The 20,200-nt window shown below is 52.6% G+C and carries 28 protein-coding genes; 4 read left to right on the forward strand and 24 right to left on the reverse strand.

All coding sequences use genetic code 11. The features are described 5' to 3' along the window. Positions 1-7: 7 nt before the first annotated feature. From ACZ47H_RS05685 to rpl7ae, 17 genes are all read right to left on the reverse strand, one after another. Positions 8-511: a DUF2118 domain-containing protein gene (locus ACZ47H_RS05685; protein ID WP_464932729.1), complete on the reverse strand. Its 504-nt coding sequence runs from the start codon at positions 509-511 to the stop codon at positions 8-10. Further along, positions 512-1,537 (reverse strand): polyprenyl synthetase family protein, encoded by a 1,026-nt coding sequence (locus ACZ47H_RS05690; RefSeq protein ID WP_464932730.1) that lies wholly within the window; start codon positions 1,535-1,537, stop codon positions 512-514. After that, the gene (gene fni, locus ACZ47H_RS05695; protein WP_464932731.1) at positions 1,504-2,667 is read right to left on the reverse strand and encodes a type 2 isopentenyl-diphosphate Delta-isomerase; all 1,164 of its coding nucleotides are present in this window, start codon (positions 2,665-2,667) and stop codon (positions 1,504-1,506) included. Before fni ends, ACZ47H_RS05690 begins: the two co-directional genes overlap by 34 nt. Continuing rightward, on the reverse strand, positions 2,651-3,442 hold the full coding sequence (locus ACZ47H_RS05700) for an isopentenyl phosphate kinase (RefSeq protein ID WP_464932732.1): 792 nt from the start codon (positions 3,440-3,442) through the stop codon (positions 2,651-2,653). Before ACZ47H_RS05700 ends, fni begins: the two co-directional genes overlap by 17 nt. A 6-nt stretch (positions 3,443-3,448) precedes the next feature. After that, positions 3,449-4,228, reverse strand: a complete 780-nt coding sequence (locus tag ACZ47H_RS05705; protein WP_464932733.1) for a hypothetical protein — start codon at positions 4,226-4,228, stop codon at positions 3,449-3,451. Positions 4,229-4,257: 29 nt separating this feature from the next. Further along, the gene (gene amrB / locus ACZ47H_RS05710) at positions 4,258-4,869 is read right to left on the reverse strand and encodes an AmmeMemoRadiSam system protein B (RefSeq protein WP_464932734.1); all 612 of its coding nucleotides are present in this window, start codon (positions 4,867-4,869) and stop codon (positions 4,258-4,260) included. After that, on the reverse strand, positions 4,847-5,122 hold the full coding sequence (amrB, locus tag ACZ47H_RS05715; RefSeq protein WP_464932735.1) for an AmmeMemoRadiSam system protein B: 276 nt from the start codon (positions 5,120-5,122) through the stop codon (positions 4,847-4,849). The genes amrB (ACZ47H_RS05710) and amrB (ACZ47H_RS05715) overlap by 23 nt, the downstream gene beginning before the upstream one ends. Positions 5,123-5,181: 59 nt before the next feature. Beyond that, complete coding sequence (rpsB, locus tag ACZ47H_RS05720; RefSeq protein ID WP_464932736.1) at positions 5,182-5,802, reverse strand: 30S ribosomal protein S2; 621 nt, start codon at positions 5,800-5,802, stop codon at positions 5,182-5,184. Continuing rightward, the gene (locus ACZ47H_RS05725) at positions 5,799-6,059 is read right to left on the reverse strand and encodes a DNA-directed RNA polymerase subunit N (RefSeq protein WP_464932737.1); all 261 of its coding nucleotides are present in this window, start codon (positions 6,057-6,059) and stop codon (positions 5,799-5,801) included. The genes rpsB and ACZ47H_RS05725 overlap by 4 nt, the downstream gene beginning before the upstream one ends. A 7-nt stretch (positions 6,060-6,066) precedes the next feature. Continuing rightward, a complete protein-coding gene (locus ACZ47H_RS05730; RefSeq protein ID WP_464932738.1) occupies positions 6,067-6,516 on the reverse strand; it encodes a 30S ribosomal protein S9 in 450 nt (149 codons plus the stop codon). Further along, entirely contained in the window at positions 6,513-6,974 is a 462-nt protein-coding gene (gene rplM / locus ACZ47H_RS05735; protein ID WP_464932739.1) for a 50S ribosomal protein L13, read from the reverse strand. Before rplM ends, ACZ47H_RS05730 begins: the two co-directional genes overlap by 4 nt. A gap of 12 nt (positions 6,975-6,986) precedes the next feature. After that, complete coding sequence (locus ACZ47H_RS05740) at positions 6,987-7,349, reverse strand: 50S ribosomal protein L18e (protein WP_464932740.1); 363 nt, start codon at positions 7,347-7,349, stop codon at positions 6,987-6,989. Then, positions 7,346-8,206: a DNA-directed RNA polymerase subunit D gene (locus tag ACZ47H_RS05745; RefSeq protein WP_464932741.1), complete on the reverse strand. Its 861-nt coding sequence runs from the start codon at positions 8,204-8,206 to the stop codon at positions 7,346-7,348. The genes ACZ47H_RS05740 and ACZ47H_RS05745 overlap by 4 nt, the downstream gene beginning before the upstream one ends. A 31-nt stretch (positions 8,207-8,237) precedes the next feature. Next, entirely contained in the window at positions 8,238-8,639 is a 402-nt protein-coding gene (locus ACZ47H_RS05750; protein ID WP_464932742.1) for a 30S ribosomal protein S11, read from the reverse strand. Positions 8,640-8,658: 19 nt separating this feature from the next. Further along, positions 8,659-9,165 carry a 30S ribosomal protein S4 gene (locus ACZ47H_RS05755; RefSeq protein ID WP_464932743.1) on the reverse strand — a complete coding sequence of 169 codons (507 nt, stop codon included), beginning with the start codon at positions 9,163-9,165 and terminating at the stop codon, positions 8,659-8,661. Between the two features lie 16 nt (positions 9,166-9,181). Beyond that, on the reverse strand, positions 9,182-9,631 hold the full coding sequence (locus ACZ47H_RS05760) for a 30S ribosomal protein S13 (protein WP_464933957.1): 450 nt from the start codon (positions 9,629-9,631) through the stop codon (positions 9,182-9,184). An 89-nt stretch (positions 9,632-9,720) separates the two neighbouring features. Beyond that, on the reverse strand, positions 9,721-10,104 hold the full coding sequence (rpl7ae, locus tag ACZ47H_RS05765; protein ID WP_464932744.1) for a 50S ribosomal protein L7Ae: 384 nt from the start codon (positions 10,102-10,104) through the stop codon (positions 9,721-9,723). Between the two features lie 92 nt (positions 10,105-10,196). Here rpl7ae and ppa point away from each other — a divergent pair, with 92 nt between their 5' ends. The 4 genes from ppa to ACZ47H_RS05785 all read left to right on the forward strand — a co-directional run bounded on the left by ppa (position 10,197) and on the right by ACZ47H_RS05785 (position 13,009). Continuing rightward, positions 10,197-10,742, forward strand: a complete 546-nt coding sequence (gene ppa / locus ACZ47H_RS05770) for an inorganic diphosphatase (protein WP_464933958.1) — start codon at positions 10,197-10,199, stop codon at positions 10,740-10,742. A 2-nt stretch (positions 10,743-10,744) separates the two neighbouring features. Continuing rightward, positions 10,745-11,377: a hypothetical protein gene (locus ACZ47H_RS05775; RefSeq protein ID WP_464932745.1), complete on the forward strand. Its 633-nt coding sequence runs from the start codon at positions 10,745-10,747 to the stop codon at positions 11,375-11,377. A 67-nt stretch (positions 11,378-11,444) separates the two neighbouring features. After that, positions 11,445-12,452: an MBL fold metallo-hydrolase gene (locus ACZ47H_RS05780; protein WP_464932746.1), complete on the forward strand. Its 1,008-nt coding sequence runs from the start codon at positions 11,445-11,447 to the stop codon at positions 12,450-12,452. Further along, the gene (locus tag ACZ47H_RS05785) at positions 12,449-13,009 is read left to right on the forward strand and encodes a hypothetical protein (protein ID WP_464932747.1); all 561 of its coding nucleotides are present in this window, start codon (positions 12,449-12,451) and stop codon (positions 13,007-13,009) included. Before ACZ47H_RS05780 ends, ACZ47H_RS05785 begins: the two co-directional genes overlap by 4 nt. Here ACZ47H_RS05785 and ACZ47H_RS05790 read toward each other — a convergent pair. The 7 genes from ACZ47H_RS05790 to ACZ47H_RS05820 form a co-directional block, all read right to left on the reverse strand. After that, on the reverse strand, positions 12,926-13,681 hold the full coding sequence (locus ACZ47H_RS05790; protein ID WP_464932748.1) for a hypothetical protein: 756 nt from the start codon (positions 13,679-13,681) through the stop codon (positions 12,926-12,928). The two genes, ACZ47H_RS05785 and ACZ47H_RS05790, sit on opposite strands and share 84 nt — an antisense overlap. Beyond that, a complete protein-coding gene (locus ACZ47H_RS05795) occupies positions 13,678-14,724 on the reverse strand; it encodes a pyridoxal-dependent decarboxylase (protein WP_464932749.1) in 1,047 nt (348 codons plus the stop codon). Before ACZ47H_RS05795 ends, ACZ47H_RS05790 begins: the two co-directional genes overlap by 4 nt. Positions 14,725-14,853: 129 nt before the next feature. Then, positions 14,854-16,245 (reverse strand): proton-conducting transporter transmembrane domain-containing protein, encoded by a 1,392-nt coding sequence (locus ACZ47H_RS05800; RefSeq protein WP_464932750.1) that lies wholly within the window; start codon positions 16,243-16,245, stop codon positions 14,854-14,856. Between the two features lie 5 nt (positions 16,246-16,250). Next, a complete protein-coding gene (locus ACZ47H_RS05805; protein ID WP_464932751.1) occupies positions 16,251-17,129 on the reverse strand; it encodes a proton-conducting transporter transmembrane domain-containing protein in 879 nt (292 codons plus the stop codon). Then, entirely contained in the window at positions 17,038-18,306 is a 1,269-nt protein-coding gene (locus ACZ47H_RS05810; RefSeq protein WP_464932752.1) for an NADH-quinone oxidoreductase subunit 5 family protein, read from the reverse strand. Before ACZ47H_RS05810 ends, ACZ47H_RS05805 begins: the two co-directional genes overlap by 92 nt. Positions 18,307-18,313: 7 nt before the next feature. After that, complete coding sequence (locus ACZ47H_RS05815; protein ID WP_464932753.1) at positions 18,314-19,879, reverse strand: complex I subunit 4 family protein; 1,566 nt, start codon at positions 19,877-19,879, stop codon at positions 18,314-18,316. A 3-nt stretch (positions 19,880-19,882) separates the two neighbouring features. Further along, positions 19,883-20,197, reverse strand: a complete 315-nt coding sequence (locus ACZ47H_RS05820; RefSeq protein ID WP_464932754.1) for an NADH-quinone oxidoreductase subunit K — start codon at positions 20,195-20,197, stop codon at positions 19,883-19,885. Positions 20,198-20,200 lie beyond the last annotated feature (3 nt).

Genomic DNA, 20,200 nt, shown 5'->3' on the forward strand with positions numbered 1-20,200 from the left:
GGCTCCCTTATTGTTCAGGATCGAGTATTATGAGGTTCTCTTCGCCTGCGAGGATGACTATGTATCGGGGAGGATGGCTCCCGGGGAGCCATCCTATGTAGAAGACTGTCCCCTTCCGGTCTACTCTTATAGTCCTGGTCTCCCCCTTCCCGGTTAAGACATATGCTAGAACGTCGCCTTCTTCTAGATCATCTCCTTCATGAGAGTAGAATATGGTCTGCACCCCACCCACTTCGTATATATGGATGGGGCTTCCGCTCGCCAGGTACATTGCCCTGTCGCCCTTCCAAGGAACCCTCACCGCTACCCCTCGCCTTGTCTTGGCGGCCTCCAAGTCGACGGCTAGCTCGGGGACCCTCTCATACACTGCCTTACCTAGCCCGCCCTCCACAGGGGCTTTAACAATCCTATACTTGCCTCTATCAAGGTCTGGTACTAGGTACTCTTCGGACTCCAAGCCCTCCACGTATGCTATGGGGAACTTGTAGTCTTCCGGAGTGTATTCCTCCACTTACTTCTCCCTCTCCACGGAGAATAGGGCGAGCTCTTTTAATACACGGGCGTATTCCCCGTCAACTACTAGCCCGGAGGACTCGATGTCATCTATTATTGCGACCGCGTTCTTAGCATACGTCCTGGCCAGGTTCATAGCGTAGTCGAGGGCTCCCGTCTCCTTTATTATCTCGGCCACCTCTGGAAGCTTATCTTCCGGTAGCTTCCCCTTCAGTGCTTCCATAATTATGTTTCTCTGCTCGCTTGACCCATGCTTTAACGCATACAGTACTAGTACAGTCTTCTTCCCCCTCCGCAAGTCGTTGTATACGGGCTTACCGGTCTTCTTGGGGTCCCCGAATACTCCGAGGATATCGTCTCTCACCTGGAATGCTACCCCTACAAGGGCCCCGTACTCTCCAAGCTTCTCAACAACAGTACTAGGGGCTCCTGCGGCAATCCCTCCAAGCTTGGCGCTGGCTTCGATGAGGGCTCCCGTCTTGAGGTAGATCATGTTGAGGTACTCGTGATAGTCTACCTCCTCCCTTCCCTCGAAGCCCATGTCATATGCCTGGCCCTGGGAGACCCTAATGCTTGCCTCTGTTAGGACCTCGAATGCCGCGCGGATCTGCTCGTCGGATAACCCCCTCTCCCTTCCCAACAGTATTGACTGGTAGGAGAGGCCGAAGAGGAGGTCCCCGGCGAGTATAGCCATCGGCTCCCCCCAAACCGTGTGGACTGTCTTCACGCCCCTCCTATACTCGTCCTGATCCATTATGTCGTCGTGGATTAATGTGAAGGTGTGGAAGACCTCGGTGGCGGCGGCTAGAGGGAGAGCTCTTGATTCCGCCTCGAACCCTCCAAGCATTCTGGCGGCGGCGAGTGTGATGGTTGGCCTCAGCCTCTTTCCGCCAGCCCTTATCAGGTGGAGGCTTGCCTTGTAGAGTTCCTCGGGGCTGCCCTTCACTAGCTCCTTATATATGAAGAGGTCGACGAGGGCCGGGTACCTTTCTAGGGCTTTCGCAAGGTTTTTGTAAGACTCCATCCTCTAACCCTCAGTGGCTCCAGCCTGACGAGTTGAATGTATCGTTCTATATCTATTCCCCTAGCCTCCAGCTCCTCGCGGAGCTTGCCGGTAACCGTTATGGGGGTCCTCCAGAGGTCTACGGGCTCCTTTCCCCCGGTGAGGAAGAGGATGGTTTTCAGCTGGTATAGTATGCTCTCAATGTAACCCTTAAGCCCAACCACACCGCTCTTCAACAGGACCCTGAGAGCCGGGAGGGCTACGCCTGCAACGTCTGCACCGAGCGCCAGTACCTTCCCAGCGTCTAGGCCGGTTCTCACACCACCGCTCCCCACAATATATGCTCCTGGAGCGGCGGTTCTCGCCTCAACGACTGACACTGCTGTTGGGTTCCCCCAATAGTCTGCCAGGGGGCCTGCTGGGAGGGGCTTCTCTCCCCTAAGAATTGAGCGGACAACCTCAACTTTAACCCAGTGGGTCCCCCCGAGGCCGGAGACGTCGAAGCACCTCACTCCGAGATTATAGAGTTCCCTTACCGCTTCATAGGATAGCCCGGTGCCGGTCTCCTTCACTATCACAGGCTTTCCAAGAGCATCTGCTATCTCAGCGATCTTCTCGACTACACCGCGATAGTAGGGGTCCCCTTCCCTCTGATACGCCTCCTGTGCTGGATTAAGGTGTATAGCGATAGCGTCGGCATCTATCATCTCCACCGCCTTCGCAGCCTCCCTTACCCCATAGCCCATTGCGAGCTGGGGGGCGCCGAGGTTCGCTACAAGGAATACGTTTGGCGCAGCCTCCCTGGCAACCTTGTAGGTGTAGGCGAGCTTGGGATCCTCTATTCCTGCCCTCTGACTCCCCACCCCTAGTATGAGGCCATACTCTTCAGCTACCACCGCTAGCAGTTTGTTTATACCTGCTACATCAGGGTGGCCCCCAGTCATACCGGTTATCATGAGAGGTGTAGGGACCCTCCTGCCACAGAAGGATGTCTCCAGGCTTACATCGTCCAGGTTGATCTCGGGGAGGGGGTTATGGATTATTCTTATATCATCTAGGAGGGTTGGGTGGAGGCTTTCAACCCCTTTATCGAGAACTGCCTTTATATGGTCTAGCTTTCTCTCCGGCGTCATGTTATTTTCTACTTCCACGGCCTACCCTCCTCTTAGCCTTGTCTCCTCCTATCACAGAGCCTGCTTCTTCGCCCCGAAGCACTTTCTCGAGTCCATTTATATCGAGGATCCTAATCTCCGCGTCATGGCTGCTACTATACTCGAGGGCGGCGTCCACCTTCCTCTTCATTCCACCAGTAACGTCGTAGCCTCTCCCGCCCAGGTCTACTACCTGCTCTCCCGCGGAGACCCTCTTTATCACGTTACCCTTCTCGTCTAGAACGCCTGGCTCGCTTGTTACGAAGTATATCTTTCTGGCTCCTATTGCAGAGGAGAGCCAGAGGGCTATGTCGTCTCCGCTTATAATTGTGTATCCTCTATCATCATACACTATATCCCCGTAGGTCATTGGTACTAGTCCATTCTCTAGGTCCTCGTATAATAGGTCGAAGTTGCACCTGGCTTCTTTCCTGCAGAGGACGTGTCCCGGGTATATTGTTACAGGGACCCCTGCGTTGATGAAAGCCTTTCCAACAATTGTTGCGAGCTGTAGCATCCTGTACTGGACGTAAGCGACGTCTACAGCGTCTAGGATACCCTTCTTTTCATCTATCTCGCTCACTGCAACGTGCCCGAAGCTTCCTCCGCCGTGGACCAGTACTATGCGCTTGCCAGCCTTGTAGTTCTCGTATATGATCCCTGCAAGCCTCTTTATCGCCTCCTCGTTAACAGTATACGGGTTATCCTTGAAGGTGATCACGCTACCGCCCAGCTTGATCACTATGGGCTCGACTAGCTCCTTCCCGTGAATCACTCCACTTCACCAACAGTATACTTCGAACTCCCGGGGTATTCCGGGTACGAGTAAACAGTCTGGGGGAGGATATTGAATCCTCCACATCCCCGCCACTATGCTATTCTGGAGCCTTCCAAGCGTCCCTATTATAGACTCGATAGACTCTTTGTCCCTAACCCTCACAGTCCCCTCCAAAACCATTGCCCCCACAAGGTGTACGAGCGAGTTATAGACATCTCCCCCGAGACTCTCCCTTTCGAGAGCCTGGGAGCCAGCCTCTACCACCTCTCTCAGCTCTGGCTCGACTGTTCTCTCAACTTCCAACTTAGCGTATTCCTCATCATTTCTATAAACCACCGGTTTACCAGTCAAGACCGAGTAGCGGAGAGCATCGACCACGTAAGACCAGCCGCTAGGCTTATCGAAGGGGTCCGCGTACCTGGCCAGCTCTAGAACCTCCCAGGTATCTAGCCTCTCCCCGTAATACTTAGCGATAGCATACGTGAGTAGTGTTGTGAGAAGAGCGTATGAGCCCGAGGGGCTCAGGTCCCTGCCGATATCGGATTCTAACCGGATGCACAGCTCTCTGGCCACCTCTTCCAGGTTAGAGTAGAATCCCTTGACCCTCGCCTCAAGCCTCTCTGGGAGCCCATTCGCCTCTAGCCCTGGCTCGCCGCACTCGTCGACGGCGAATGACGCAGTAACCTTCTTTGTGGGGAGTGCTAGGAAGGGGTTCTCGCTTTCCGCTAGGGGGACCCCCAGCAGTATGATTGGGGCTCTCGCTGACAGCTTGTACTCTTTCATCTTGCATCACTGCCCTTGCCTGCTCATGGTTACGGGTGAGGGAACTTTACCGATGCATAGCCTACTACCCAGTCCTTTTCCCCCGTTATGTCTCCGGAGGTCGCATGCTTTAACAGGACAGGTTTTGGAGCGTTCAGCTTTAATGCGTAATTAATGAGTGCAGCGGCCGCGGCTGGACCGCACATTGTGATATTGTACTCCTCAATCACCTTGTATAATCCCTCGTCGTCTAGCTCCATTATCTTGGAGAGGGCTAGCTCGTCTTTTTCAACTGTGACGTCGTGGGGCTCGTAGTGGTTGAAGTCGGAGCTGGCTAGGAGCACTATGTCCACTCCATTCTCCTCCCTGATCCTGGCGAGTGCAGAGCCCAGGTCCCTTGCAACGTCGAGGGTCTGCACGTAGACGGTTACAGGCACTATCGGCACGTTTCCATAGATATATTGGAGGAAGGGGACCTGGACCTCTAGGCTGTGCTCGTATACGTGGGCCTCGTTATCGAACGAGTAGTACTCGGTATACTCGACTATGAGCCTAGCAACCTCCTTCTCAACCTCGATAAGGCCGAGGGGAGTCTCCCAGGCATCTCCCTTGTAAACGGCTGCACCCAGGCCTATACCGTTATGGTTCGGGCCGACTATCACTACGGCGTTCTGGCTTTCTCCTCACTGAGAGATCGTAGTATGCGTGAGCCGCTACAGGCCCGCTATACATGTATCCAGCATGCGGGACAATGTAGCCTATGGAGTGCTTCTCGCCACCGCCCCCCTTAATAGGTAACCTCCCTGGTCCGTGGGGGTGGAGGAAGGAGTCCTCTATCGCCTTTATAAGCTCCTCCCTCTTTGAGGGGTAGAATGTGCCGGCGTGGGCCGGCTTCCTAATTATGCCTACAGCCATCTAGGTTCACCCTTATTAAAAATAGGATGCTCTAGGGTAGAATAACGGTGTGGGTCCCTCTACCTCCCTATCCTGCTGGCCATGAAGGCCTCATACTCCACGTCGAGGGAGTCGTTGGGGCCGATCTCTCCCCTAGCCCTTAGGATCTCCCTGGTGAGGATCCAGTATAGTAGGGCTAGGCTCCTCCTCCCCTTATTGTTGGCCGGGATTATCAGGTCTAGGTTCTCGATCCTATTATCAGTATCGGCAAAGGCTACTACAGGTATCCCTATCTTAGTAGCCTCTGTTACCGCCTGCCTGTCGGTTCTCGGGTCGGTGACGAGGACCACGTCGGGCTCCATATAGTATTCTAGGTAGGGGTTGGTGAATATTCCAGGGATGACTCTGCCAGTTATGGCCCTGCATCCTACCCTCTCACACATCATGCGGGCTGGCTTCTGTCCGTAGAGCCTTACTGAGACAACAGCGATCTTCTCCGGTGGGAACTTGGATAGGAAGTTGGCGGCGATCCTAAGCCTTTCATCGATCTTGGCTACGTCTAGTAGGTAGAAACCGTCTGGTAGTATCTTATACGTGAATCTCTTCATGTACTTAGTACATATCTGGGTCCCGAAGACCACGCCAGCCTTCCTATACAATTCCGCCGGGACTAGCAGCTCCCTCTGTGCAGGCGCGCTCATATCTCACCACCCACTCCCTTAGCAGGGATAGAGTATAGTTTAACTCTAAGCTCTCTGGTTTTGGGGGAATCGAACAGGGCCACCTTATCAATATACGTTACGGCGGTGAAGAGCATCCTCCTACAACAATACCTCTTAACCCCGAGATCATCTAGTACCTTCTCAGGGTCCTCTCCCGCCTTAACCCTCTCGACAAACGGCTTCCAGAGGTGGCCCAGGGGGGCTCCGCATGTAAAGCATCTTAATGGCTGGAGCATGATGAGATCACCTATACGACTTCTGCCATCTCCTCCTAGCGCTATACCTCATGTACTTCTCCGGCTCTGTCCTCCTCGGGTCACCTGCAATCATAGTCCTGTCGTGCTCTTCGAAGATCTGCTTTAACGCCATGTATAACTCGTTCATCTTCTCACAATCGGGGCCCGAACCCTCGCACTTGAAGAACTCTAGTATACCCCTGGCGATAGCCATTCTAACTGCCTCGGCCTGGCCCATGAAGCCGCCTCCTTCCACCTTAACCTTTATGTCTAGCATAGACCTTATCTTCCTTCCAGCCAGTAGTAGAGGTTCGAGCATCTTCGCCCTCGCTAGCTCTGGGGTAACGAATTCTATAGGAATGGAGTTTATCCATACCCTTCCTTTCCCAGGCTTCACTATAGCCCTGGCTACTGCGGTCTTCCTCTTCCCGCTAGCGATCACGATTTTACCCTTCACTCGACCTCACCCTTCCATCCAAGCTCCCTGGCTATTCTCCCAAGCTCTACGTAGCTCCTAGATAACCTGCTCGAGTCTGCCTCCTTAAATCTAACTAGCTCCTTGTCCTTGTACTCTTCTGGGATGCCTATGTAGGCCCTCAGCCTCTTCAACGCCTCTCGTCCCCTCTTGTTGTGTTTGGGTAGCATTCCCCAGACAGTGTCCTTGAAGAGCCTTATCGGCGACCTTGGCCTTTTAGGCCTCCACTTGTGGGCGTGGTGGCTCCTAACTGAGAGAATTGTTCTCTTATAGGCTTTCACTACCTCGCTGGGCTTACCGCTCACAACTACTTTATCCACGTTTACAACAACTACCCTGTAGCCTTCTAGGAGCTTCTTTGCAGTAATGCTGGCCAGCCTACCTAGTATCTGCCCTGTCCCGTCGACCACTATCTCCCTCGACTCCACAGCCTCAGACATCACATCCCCACCTCACACTATTATCCTGGTATTCTTCCCGCTAGGGTTCTCCCTGAGAGCCTCAGATATAGTTATAGCGCGGCTACCAGAGGCTTTGATCTTCTCGAGGGCAGACTCTGAGAAGGAGAATGCTGCTATAGTCACCTTCTTCTCGAGGAATCCGCCGCCAAGAACTTTACCTGGCACTATTATCATTTCTCCCTCCTTCGCGTAACGGTTGATCTTTGACAGGTTGACCTCGACTCTTCTTCTCGTCGGCTTCTCCAGCCTCTCGGCTACAGCCTCCCATACGCCAGCCTTGTTCTTTCGAGCTGCACTGTGCAGCTCGTCTATGAGCTTTCTAGCCAATATGCTAGTAGGCCCCGTCCTCTTCACTTCTCCTCACCCTTTGCCTCCTTTAGGCTCGACAGCAGCGCCTTAGCCCTAGACTCTAGGGCTTTAATGGATTCTAAAACTATTTTCTCTGGGGGTAGGGCCCCCGTCGATTCTATGTGGAGGATTAATTTCTCGGGACTATACTCTACCTCTACTGCCCCGTTGCATTTCGCCTCAGAGCAGTAGAGGAGCCCGCTGGTGTTCACCATGCCAGAAACCTCTAGAACGCCCGACTCTCCACTCTTCAGCTTCTCCACGAGCTCCGGGTAGTGGGCGAGACATTCGATGCACTCCTTGGTGGCCTTTGACCCGTCATATCTCACACGGGTTGTATATCGGAGCACTGATACGGAGGCGGGACTCCATTTACTGTGCTCTCTCCCCCTTCCTAGCCTAGCGTATGCTACTGTGTGAACCCTTTGGCCTGGGATAAGGTAGAGGAGTGGCGTCTCCGGGTATACTATTCTGGTAATATTGGGGTCGACGCTTATCTCTCCCGCTAGAACGTAGCGGCCCTGCTGCTCCTTCTCGCTCAGCTCGACGTTTAATACCAGGGTAACGAAGCATGACTCGTCTGACTCGTCTGCATCCTTACACTCCTCTGGAGACCTGAGCTTCTTTAGAGCAGTGCTGCTCTCGAGCACCACTAAGCCGAGCCTATGGGCTAGTATCTCGTCGAAGACACTCGAGGTGTTATCGTAGACGTGGATGAAGTCTACTGCAAGGGTGGGAACGTTTGAGAGGACTAGTCTTCGAATAGCGTTCAATAATACCACTGGGAATCCAGTAGCCTCTAGGGTTATCGCGTTCTCCTTCTTCTCTGAGACTACCACCTTCCTATCAGAGCCCTCGGGCAATATATTGACACCTCTAAAATAATAGTGGGGGCTAGACTCTCCTACCTCTCCTGCCGCCTGGACGCCTCGTCGTATCGTGCGGTATCGGCGTGACATCCTCTATCCTGCCTATAATGAAGCCTGCTCTAGCTAGTGCTCTTATAGCAGCCTGCGCTCCCGGGCCCGGCGTCTTTGGCCCGTGGCCTCCTGGAGCCCTCACCTTTATGTGTATCGCCACTATTCCACGAGCCATAGCCTGCTGCGCAGCCCTACTCGCGGCGATCATCGCCGCATATGGCGAGGGCTTCTCTCTATCAGCTCTTACAACCATTCCTCCGCTAACGCGTGCAACTGTCTCAGCTCCTGTCAGGTCTGTTATGTGAACTATGGTGTTGTTGAAGCTACTGTAGATGTGGGCTACCCCCCATTTAAGCTCTCTCATAGGCATGGCCATATCCTACTCACCCCCCTATCTACTCTGCCTCCTTAGCCCTCTCCTTAAATGGGCTTCCCGGAGCGTAGTCTACAAGTGGCTCCTCGTGGCGCCACACCAGGTATCCTGGGGAGGTTACCCTCCTCCCCCCGATGGCTATGTGCCCATGCACTATCAGCTGTCTCGCCTGGTATATTGTCTTGGCGAGGCCCTTCTTGTATACTATCGTTTGGAGCCTCCTCTCGAGTATGTCCGCAGCAGTTATTCCCAGAATGTCGTCTAGCGTAGCATCCTTCTCTACTAGTCCCATAGCATATAGCCTCTCGAGGAGAGACCTCGTCTGCTCCTCCCTTATCTCCTCGGGCAAGGCTAGAAGCTGTCTTGCCCTATGCCTTAGGTTCCTTGCAAGGGTCCCCGCAATCCACAGCTCCTTCTTGTTCTTCAACCCATACTTACCGACAAGCTCTATCTCAGCCTGCAGCCTCTCCTTGATCCAAGGGTGCTTGGGGCCTATCCACTTCTTCCTCGGCTTCCTAGGATCACCCACGCATCTTCACCCCGTACTACCTCTTCTTCCTTACTCCAACCGTTAGGCCGAGCCTTCCAGTGGTGGCCGTCCTCTGCCCTCTCACCTTGAGGCCCAGCTTGTGCCTTACACCGCGCCACGATCCTATCCTGATCTCCCTCTCAATATCCCTCCTGGCATGGAATATGAGTTCAGGGCCGATAAGGTGCTTGTCTAGCCCCGTATCATAGTCCTTCCTCCTATTATACATCCAGGATGGGAGCCCGAGCTTTGTAAGGTCGCTTACAGCATCTTCTATTTTCCTTATCTCCTCCTCTGTGAGGAACCCTATTCTCATGTTGGGGTCTAGGCCTAGGAACCGTATAATTGCAAGGGCGGTCGTGTATCCTATCCCCTTGATCTCGGCAAGCCCGTATGGCAGTTTGAGCTTGCCGTCTATATCAGTCCCCGCAATCCTTACTATATACTTGAATTGCCTCCCCTCCAGCGACACTCCTTACTTCACCCTTCCTCTATACCTCTAGCTACCTTGGAAAGCGTCCCATTCTAAGGGTATAAAATTGTGTGTGGCCGGGGCTAGGCTCCAGCCTTAGCCCTTAGCTCCTTTACCTTTTCTATTATCTCCTTTACAAGGGCCTCGGCTTCTCCAGGGTCTATTATCGCAGCGGAGGCAGCCTGCACCTCTATACCCGCAGCCTCGCCCAGCTTCTTCTTGCTCGGCACGTATACGTAGGGGATCTTCTTCTCGTCGCAGAGGACTGGTAGATGGGCTACTATCTCCGGCGGGTCGACGTCTTCTGCTATCACTACTAGCTTAGCGATGCCCCTCTCGCACGCCTTCGTAGTCTCATTTGTACCCTTCTTTATCTTGCCCGTTTGAGCAGCCTTCTCAACCGCCTCGTAAACCTTCTGAGCCAGGTCCTCCGGGACCTCGAACTTCACATAGAACGGCTTACTCATCCTTCATCCTCCTCCCCTTTCTGGGTCGTCTCGGGCTCTTAGGGGGATTGGCAAGGATATTTAAGTTATCTAGTTGGACTAGTTGTGGCAACATGGGGGGATTACCTGTGAGTTGTCTAGAAGTCCTCGGCCCCGGTGAGAAAGCCCCTGAGATCGTAAACGTTGTCGTGGAGATACCTATGGGTAGCTCGGTTAAATACGAGTTCGACAAGAAAGCTTGCCTTGTCAAGGTTGACCGCTTCCTCTACACTAGCATGGTCTACCCCTTCAACTACGGGTTCATACCGGGAACCCTTGAGGAGGATGGGGACCCGGTAGACGTCTTAGTGCTTAGCAGGGAACCTGTAGTTCCTGGGAGCGTTATAGAGGCTGTTCCAGTCGCACTCCTCATAATGGAGGACGAGGCTGGAATCGATAACAAGGTCGTCGCAGTCCCAAAGGCCAAGCTGGACCCGCTATACCAGGACATAAAGGATGTCAACGACCTGCCCGAAATAGTGAAGAGCAAGATCAAGCACTTCTTCGAGCACTATAAGGAGCTCGAGCCTGGAAAGTGGGTCAAGGTAAGGGAGTGGAGGAGCGCCTCGGAGGCTAGGGAGCAAATACTGAAGGCGATCGAACGGTACAAGAGTGGCTGAAGTTGAAGGGGCTCCTACTACTCCCACTAATACTCTTCCCTCTAGCCGGTGCTTACCTGGCTAGTGCAATCCATGCCTCAGGGCTAACAGTATACTATTCTGTCATCATAGTGAAGACTCCATCCTGGTACCCCCTCAATATAAGCGATAGCGGGAAACTTTATGGTCTAGCCAAGTACCCCGGCTACGCTGCACTCGTAGAGGTGGATTATGGGAGGGGGTCGGTATCCTTCCCCGAATACTATGCTCCCAACAACTATCTTCCTCCAGAATTGAAGAAGGCGATAGTAGGTCTTTTCAAAGACATGTCATCCCCTAGGAGCTCATTAAATGAGAAGAATATCGAAGTATACTACCTAAACAGCGAGTCTAGTGAGATGCTTTACGCTTGTGATAGGGCTGTGGTGGATGAGGGGCCTGGTTACCAGATAGCTTACGGGCAAGTGCCGGTTAAAGGAGTAGTTGAGGTAGGCTCCGGGGAAGGGTATAAGGTTGCTATTGTCTTCAACATTCTACAAGCCTCTGGACCAGTGTGTGGAAAACCCGTCAATGTTAGGGCGGTATCATACTCGACTACACTCCTAGCGGTCCTCGCCCTCATATTCTCGGTGAAATCCTACCTCGACCACCGATGACAACCCCTTATTAGTTGGCAGGCCTGCTAATGGTTAGTGCAAGGCTGGAGGTTAGAGGGTTATAGATATGGAGGTAACCCGCCACTGCTGCCGATACGCTAGCGTAGGGGATAAGGGAGAGATACTGCTAGGCAGGAATGTCGTGGCAGATGCATTCTATAAGCGCATAATAAGGGTTGTCACACACGCCCACCACGATCATACCAGGGGGCTCCCTAGTAGCGTAAAGTGGAGCATCTACATAGTAGCGACCCCCGTGACCTTCGAGTTTCTAAAGTTGCTGGGCTACAGGATACCAGAGGAGAAGAAGCTACCACTAGGATACCGGGCTCCCGTTACGATCGAGAACGAGACAATAACCCTATTCCCTGCAAGGCATATAGCCGGGAGCGCACAGGTCGTGGTAGAGTCTCCATCATATAGGGTAGGCTATACAGGGGACTTCAAGCTTCCCGGCACCCCACCCCTCGAAGATCTAGACATCCTGGTGATAGACGCTACTTATGGCAGTCCAAAGTATCAGAGGAGGTGGAGCGACTGGGAGGCACTCTCAGCTCTAATCTCCCTGATCGACGAGAAGATCCAGCAGGGACCCGTCTGGATCTACGCATTCAACGGTAAGATCCAGGAAATTATGATCGAGCTAAGGAAGAGGGGCGTCGACTACCCGTTCCTAGCAGAACCCATAGCGATAGAGATGGCGAAGATCTCCTCGCGAGAGTACAGGGTTGAGCTGGGCGATATACGGCCTTACCTAGGGGGAGAGGTTGATGAGAGCGCAGTCGTCTTCATCCACACCTCTAAATCAAATGGCAAGATGAGGATGAGGGGGACTCATGTTAAACTAACAGGCTGGGAGACCCGCTCTATAGTTAGGATGGTTGGAGACAACGTCTTCCGGGTATCATTCAGCGACCACGCCACCTTCAGGGAAATAATAGAGTATGTTAGGGAGGCTATGCCTAGGCAGGTCATCGTAGACGGGTATCGTGGAAGAGACGCCTGGTTCACGGCTAAGTACATTGAGAAGATGCTCGGGATCCCGGCAGTATACATGCCGGTGAAACGGAAATGAGTGCGAAACCAAATGACCCGGTGCTGGTCGAGGCTCTAATAAAGCATCTAGAAAAGAATTATATAAGCATGGGCCCCCTGCTCATGACCCTCGCAATGCTGCTAGCCCTTGCATCATCGATTCCTGGACCTCTAAGGCTCAACTCGGCGATAGTATCGGCCGCTGTCTCCATAGGCGTAATAGGGGGTTACCTCGAATTCCACTCGCTCCTAGTCGTTATGAGAGTTAAAGACCTAGTGCTGGGGGTAGAGCCCTCTCTGTTAAGATACGTTGGTAAGGCTGCTCTTCTCACGGGCCTCTACTACACTGTGATAGGTTCCCTTCTAATAGCATCAACGTTCAAGGATGCTGTTGAATACGCCACTGAGAAACCTATCGAGGACCTATTCTGCTCTCGCTTCTATAAGAGCGTAATGATAGTTGCAAGCTTAGGTGCTTGGCTGATGCCGTTGCAGTCATGCATATCCAGGGCTCTAGCTGGTTTTCTCGCCTCCCCCAAGCATGTCTTCATGGAGGAACTTCCTGAAGGCCTCGGCCCCCAAACTGATTACTGGTAGAAGTATTCTTGGAGCCTTAATGTTTCTATCCATAATGGTCCTCCAGGTAGCCCCGCACTCCTGGCATACCATTAGCCCTATCCTTCTGGCCTTATCTGTAAACACGCCTATAGAGATGGGGTTCGAGTTCCCACAGTAGGGGCATATAACCTTGTCTCTTGACACCCTCCACTCGTAACCGCAGAAGGGGCAGACCATATGATAGCCGGCATCTCTCACCACCATTGTCTTGCTTTCCGCACCGCAGACCGGGCAGAAGGGTGTCTGGGCGTCTCGTACTCCCTCCTCTTCTAGCCTCTTCTCAGCTACGCATCTCGCTACAGCCTGGACCACTACTGCTATAATGTTTGCCCCAGCATCCTCCATATTCCCCGTTAGGAAGCTCTGGAGGGCATCCCTCACATTGATTCCTCCTGGCACTTCAGCGTTTAGGCTCTCAGCTACTTTATGGAAGGCTTTCTCCAACCATCCGGTCGATTCTAGGCTTCCTAGAATGTCCTGGAGGCCTCCATTACATTTACCAGTGTTCCTCAATTCCTCTACTAGTTCGAGCTCCACCCTCTCAACTAGAGCCGCCTTATCCACATCTATCCTTCCACCCTTTAGGAGGTGGAGGTACTTGTCTAGTGATCGCTTGAACTCGTTTAGCCTCTTATCGACCCAGTTGCTCATTTTACACCAACACCTTTACTTGATGCCTCCTGGAGTATTCTAATTATCCATCTATACCCTTTCCATAATAGGTGAGGCATAGCGACAATCCTCAAACCCCCGTTGCTACACCTGTAGACCGAATAGCCTCTCCTCTTAATATAATCTATTATATTATCTATATTTTGATGCATGAGGCACCTTATGGGAGCGGGACCCCCTATACTCGAATATCCATAATCCCCCAACTCCACCTCTACATCCCTTATCATATCCTCGAGGTCCCGGGCTAGCCCTTCAGGGCCAGATGGCCATTCCTCTACAACAAGCCTTAGCGAGATGCTCGCCGCGTAAACCACGCAGCCAGGCCTAGTACCCAGGGCGCCGAACTGTCTCTTCCCCGGAATATACGGCGACTCGAACCAGAGGGATTCAAGTACATTCTCGTCCCAAGCATAGATGGCGCCGGCAGGTGGAGGCGACTCGGGGATCTTGTGGAGGTCTACTGCCAACGTCGCGACTGTATCGTTTAGCTCCAGCTTATCTATTCCACTCGCCTTTGAATGCCTGGCTATAGTGCCATAATAGGCTGCATCAATGTGGACTGAAGCGCCCTTAGCCCTCGCAACTTCAACTATATATTCTAGTGGATCTACTCTTCCCATCTCTGTAGTTCCGAGCGTCGCTACAACTACATCTGTATTCTCTATCAGGGTTTCAATACTGCTATAACTTGTCTCAACATACTCCATACCTAGAATATAGGCGGCCTTTCTAACACTATAGTGTGTGTGGGGAAAGGCAACGACCCTCCTCTTTCCCCGATTCCTCCAGTAGAGGAGTGAGAGGAGGTTTGATTCCGTAGCCCCGCTCGTCATCATACCGGGATAGATTCCCCCGAATACTATTCTCGAGAACCTCTCGATCACATCATCATGTACTTCCTTCAACCCTTCATATGAGCCTAGGTCGCCCTTATTGGTATGAGCCCATCTAGCACAGGCTTCCCTTGCAGGCCAAGGGGGATCCGGGATCATACCGCCGATAACTCGCCCAGTAGCCAACTCATTCATCCCCGAGAGTAGCGAGTAGGCCCTTAGAGATTATACAATATCTATACTATACGACTCGTAGAGGAACAGGTTAGAATAGGGATTTGGTAAATAAATTACAAGAAGGTATAGTTAGGCGTGCTAGCTTAGACCCGAAACATATATGGGTGCAATTAGGCCGAGCACGAGTATCGCTACCGCAGCTATTATTATGGCGGCTCCAACATGTGATCTCAGGCTTACAGCAGGCTTCCCAGAAGCTACAAGGTCTCTTATCGCCCTCACATAGTAAGCTGAGCTTATCGCACTGTTTACCAGTGCAACTGCAACTAGAACGACCGAATACGTTGAGGCGGCGTAGAATAGGTATAGCTTGCCCCAGAATCCTAGTAGCGGGGGTAGCCCTAGTAGGCTCATAAGCAGTATTCCAGCTGAGACCGCGACTGCTTTGTTGTCTGAGAGTAGGCCTCTCAGCTTATCAATGTTTGATTCATCAACTCCTATGGGGAATAACGCCGCCTTAGATAGACCGTAGGCGGTGGCGTGGATTGCTACAGCTGCTAGTGCTATTGTCTTCATGACCGTGTTTTGTGGGGCCAGGTATGCGAGTGCCGCTAGACCTACTAGTATGTATCCAACCTGTGCTATGCTACTGTATGCTAATAGTTTGCTGAGGTCTCTTGTTGTTAGTGCTGCAAGGTTTCCGTACGTCATTGTTATTACGGCGAATCCTGCTAGGATCACTGCTATCTTTCCAGCGACGACTGGGTTCTGAGAAGAGTAGAGTATTATCCTTGCTAGGATTCCTACGAAGGCGATCTTTATCACGCCAGCTACGACTCCAACCATGTACCCGTTGCCCTTGGAGTAGACGCTTGGCAGCCACCAGTGGAACGGGACTATTCCCACCTTGAATCCGAGTGCTACCAGCAATGATAGGAGCACGAGGGCGCTGAACTTGTCTATAGTCAGGGCGCTTATAGCGAAGCTTAGGGCTCCCTCCTGGGAGGAGATAACATACTCTCCCCCCGCCCATACTGCGAGGAAGAGCGTGGCTATTGCTCCGATGAATATGTATTGGATAGCGGCTCCCCTGCTATTCTTGTCGCTGGGGAGTGCTATCAAGACGTAGCTGATTACTGATACAAGCAGCCATGTTGCCAGTACTACTAGCGCATCGGTGGCTCCCAGAAGGTAGTATGAGCCGAAGAGGGCTAGTGGTAGCAGGCTGTAGAACGCCGGGCTGCTCTCCCAGAATGCAGGGTCCCTCCCAGCGGCCAACAGGGATATCGATGCTGTAAGGCTTATCGCCATCAGCAGGAGGCTGGTGAAGTGGTCGTGCTGTACGAGTCCATTATATAGGGTGAGTGGCGCCTTCTCATAGGTATCATATGATACTAGGAAGTAGATTATTACTGCCAGCCATGCTAGTCCAGGCAGCGCCTTGCTTGTCCTCGATGTGAACATGGACACGAGTGGGATGAGGATCGCTATCGCAAGCACACTATATAGTCCGCCGAGTACCACGTCCATCTACGTCACCCCCACGCCAGGTACAAGAAGAGTAGTAGAGCGGTTGCGAAGTACAGGTAGAGCATCATATAGTAGTCCGTTCTACCCCTATGCAACGCTCTCAGTCCAGCTGCTCCTAGAGCGAATAGTACTGGTATGGCGAAGTGGTAGAAGAGGTCTATGCCTAGGTCTACAATGGCTAGTAGAGAGGCTAGTGCTGCAAAGCCGCCTACTATCACTATATAGTATATCGAGTTAATGTACCACCTATCATAGAGGAAGTCGTGTATTGCCCTCGCCACTGTCGACCTCCTGATCAATCCTGGGAAGTCTACCCCTGCAGCGTATAGTCCAGCCACTATTAGTAGGGTGACTCCTACGAGGCTTAGAGCTATTATCACGCTCTCGGTAAGTCCTACTGAGAGTTGTACTGCCTCTCCAACGCTCAGGGTATCTGAGATCGCCTCAGAAATGGCTCTAGCCGTCCCTGTCCAGTAGAGTCCTAGGACGAGCGTTGCTACTGCCAGTATTGTGTAGGGCCATAGCATGAGGCCGGGTGCCTCGTGAACCTCGTGACCCTCGTGCTTCTCGTAGGGCTCGAGGTGGAACACTCTAAGCAGCATCCTTAGAGTATAAGCCGCTGTGAGCGCTGCTGTCAATAATCCTAGCGTGTAGCCCCAGGTGAAGTGGGCATCCTCAGCCGCCTTGAGTACGAGCTCCTTAGAGTAGAAGCCGCTTAGAGGCGGTATCGCCATTAGGCTTAAACCCGCTAGCCATGCTGATATTGCCGTGATCTTCATTACGCTGGCATATTTACCCATCTGGTCTATGAACCTGCTGTGGGCTACATGCAGTAGCCATCCTGCTATGAGGAAGAGTGATGCCTTGAAGAGGGCGTGGCTCACTAGGTGAGCTAGCCCCGCGCTTATTCCCAGTGAGAGTCCCTCGTAGCCCTCCTCTATCAGCAGTCCAGCTGCGAGCCGCGCCTAGGAACATGTATCCTAGCTGGCTCGCCGTTGAGAAGGCTAGTATGAGTTTGAGCTCGTTGGAGACTAGGGCCATTGTACCCATCATGAAGGCTGTCACTGCTCCCAAGCCGGCCATTATCGTAAAGTACTCCTTCACAGCCTCAACGGCTACTGGGTTTGTGTGTAGGAGTGCGTAGGCGCCTGCGAAGATTATTGGGACGAACCTTAACATGAAGTATACTCCAGCCTTCACCATGGTGGCGGCGTGGATTAGGGCGGAGACCGGTGTTGGACCGGTCATTGCTGTTACAAGCCACTCGTGGAACGGGAACTGAGCGCTCTTCGCAAGCGCTCCGAGGCTGAATAGTATGAGGACCGGTACGAGTATTCCCTTCGAGGCTAGGTAGGCGATCCATGTGCTGGCGCTTGCGGCTAGGTCTGGTATGTTGAAGGTTCCAGTTAGGAGGTATATCATGGACATGCCTATGAGGAGGCCGATGTCTCCTATCCTGGTGAATAGTAGGGCTCTTACACCGCTGTGGCTTGGCTCGAAGTACATTGGCTGGCCCAGCGCTTTCCTACCTGGTACTCCGACCCAGTATTCTTCCTCATCGGTATACCAGTGGCCGATGAGCGCGTAGCTTGCTAGCCCCGTACCTTCCCATCCAATGAACATTAGAACTAGGTTGTCAGCGGTCACTAGCAGCAGCATGCTTGCCACGAAGAATGTGATGAAGAAGAAGTACCTCGCTACACCCCAGTCGCCCTCCATGTACTTAACGCTGTAGATTGCTATCAGGAGGCTGATCCACGAGACCACCAGGGTCATTACTACGCCTAGACCGTCGAGATAGGTGCCCACTGTAATGTTGAGCCAGGGGACCCATATTTTCCCGTAGAGACTGTATATTGGCCCTGTCGAGTAGACTTTCTGAGCAGCCATGGTTGCGATAATGGCTGATACTAGTATGCTGAATACGCTCCCCCAGGCGTACACCTTCTCATTCTTCACTCCTATTAGGTAGAGGAGGGCCAGTACCGCGGCCCCAAGGTATGGGAAAGCCCAGATGAGGGACCAGGGCATCATGCCTGTCATCGTAACCGATGCATCCATCACATCATCACCCCAGTAAGGATACGATTAACTCTGAGGCTGGCTTGAGAGAGTCCATCACGGGGGTCACCGCTATGAAATAGAAGACTCCGATAACCGCTACCAGTAGTACTATGGCCTTGAATGCATCAAATACTTCCATGCCGGGCTTTACTCCCATCTCTACTTCTTCCCTGGTGAACTGGCCATAGAATATCCTCCTCATTGTTATGAATGCATAAGCCGCGCTTACACCCAAAGCTACTATAAGTGCAGCGGCGACTGCAACCAGGGTCCCTGCAGAGGCCCCGGCGTAAACCTTAACCACGCCCAGCGTTATGAGGATCTCGCTCCACATTCCAAGCGAGGGCGGCATCCCTACTAGGTGCATGAAGCCTAGTAAGGCCGCCGCTGCCGTTAAGGGGTACGCTCTAGCAAGCCCACCCATCTTCCTGAGGTCTCTGAGACCATGTAGCTCCGTTATGAATACTCCTGCCGTCATGAAGAGGACTGCCTTCCCGATAGCATGGCTGAGATAGTGGAGCATTGCTCCCCCTATACCATATGCTGTCAGTGTAGCTATCCCTAGTAGGAGGTAGCCCATCTGGCTGACGCTGGAGTAGGCGAGAAGCCTCTTGAAGTCAGTCTGCTTCAACGCTACAAGGCCGCCGTAGATTATGGTTGCTAGGCCTAGGGCTATGAGGTATCCTTGCAGGCGCTGGAATATGTCGGGGAATAAGGGTATGGCGAACCTCACGAGGGCGTAGCCGGCGATCCCGATGAGGTTGGGTGATAGTAGGGCTGAGATTGGAGTTGGCGCCTCAGCGTGAGCGTATGGTAGCCACATGTGGACTCCAAGCACCGCCATCTTTATGAATAGCCCTATTATTATGAGGAGAGCCGCTATCTCAGCGCTCTGAGCCAGTACAGTGTAAGCTGGTGACACGTAGCTTATCCCTGCCTGGGTTAACTCGACAACGTCGAAGGAGCCAGCGTTTATCCCATAGTATAGCACACCCACTAGGAATAGCGCTCCCGACACGTGCGTCCAGATGAAGTATAGCAGTGAGATCTTCCTTCTATCCCCGTATCCATAGTAGGCTATTAGTAGGAATGATGATATGAGGGAGACCTCTAGGAATACGTAGAATTCGACGAGGTTTGTCGAGAGGGCCATGCCTAGCATTGTAGCCGCGAAGAGATTGTATAGGAAGTAGTATGCGCCCATGCTTGGAGGAACATCTCCTTCCTCCATCATCTCCTTTATCCTTGTTTTCATGTATTTTATACTATATAATGCCACTAGACCGGTTACTATGCTTATCCCGGCAACCACTGGTGCGGAGAGACCATCCACCAACATGTAGAATTTACCTATGCCGTACTTGGTAAGGTCTAGGACTACTGGGTCAACGACTCCAGTTTTAATATCGCCGCTGACCCAGTAGGCAAATACTGCCGCTCCCGGAATTAGTAGTACAATAGCAGTTATCCACCCGATAGCCTTCTCACTATTCTTCGCTGCAAGGGCTACGATGCCAACCAGTATAGGGAGTAGGACTGAGGTCCACCATATCGGGAATCCTGCCTGCATACTCTACACCCCCTCCTCTTCTATCGAGGTCGACTTCAGCTCCCTCGCCACCCGGTAGAAGGCTACTACGATCGAGACGAGTACAATAACCTCTCCCGAAACAATGGATATTAGCAGGATGGCGAAGGCTGTCGTATAAGCTGGGTTTACTCCTGCGAGGACTAGTATTATTAGCAGGATGGCGTTAAATAAGACCTCTATTGACAGGAGCTGCCTTAGGAAGTTCCTAGAAGATGCCATTCCGTAGGCAGCTAGACCTGCGATTATTGAAGCACTCACCACTGCGACTCCCGCCAGGGATGCATCTACAAACGACACGCT

This window comes from Thermodiscus maritimus, from assembly GCF_055382595.1.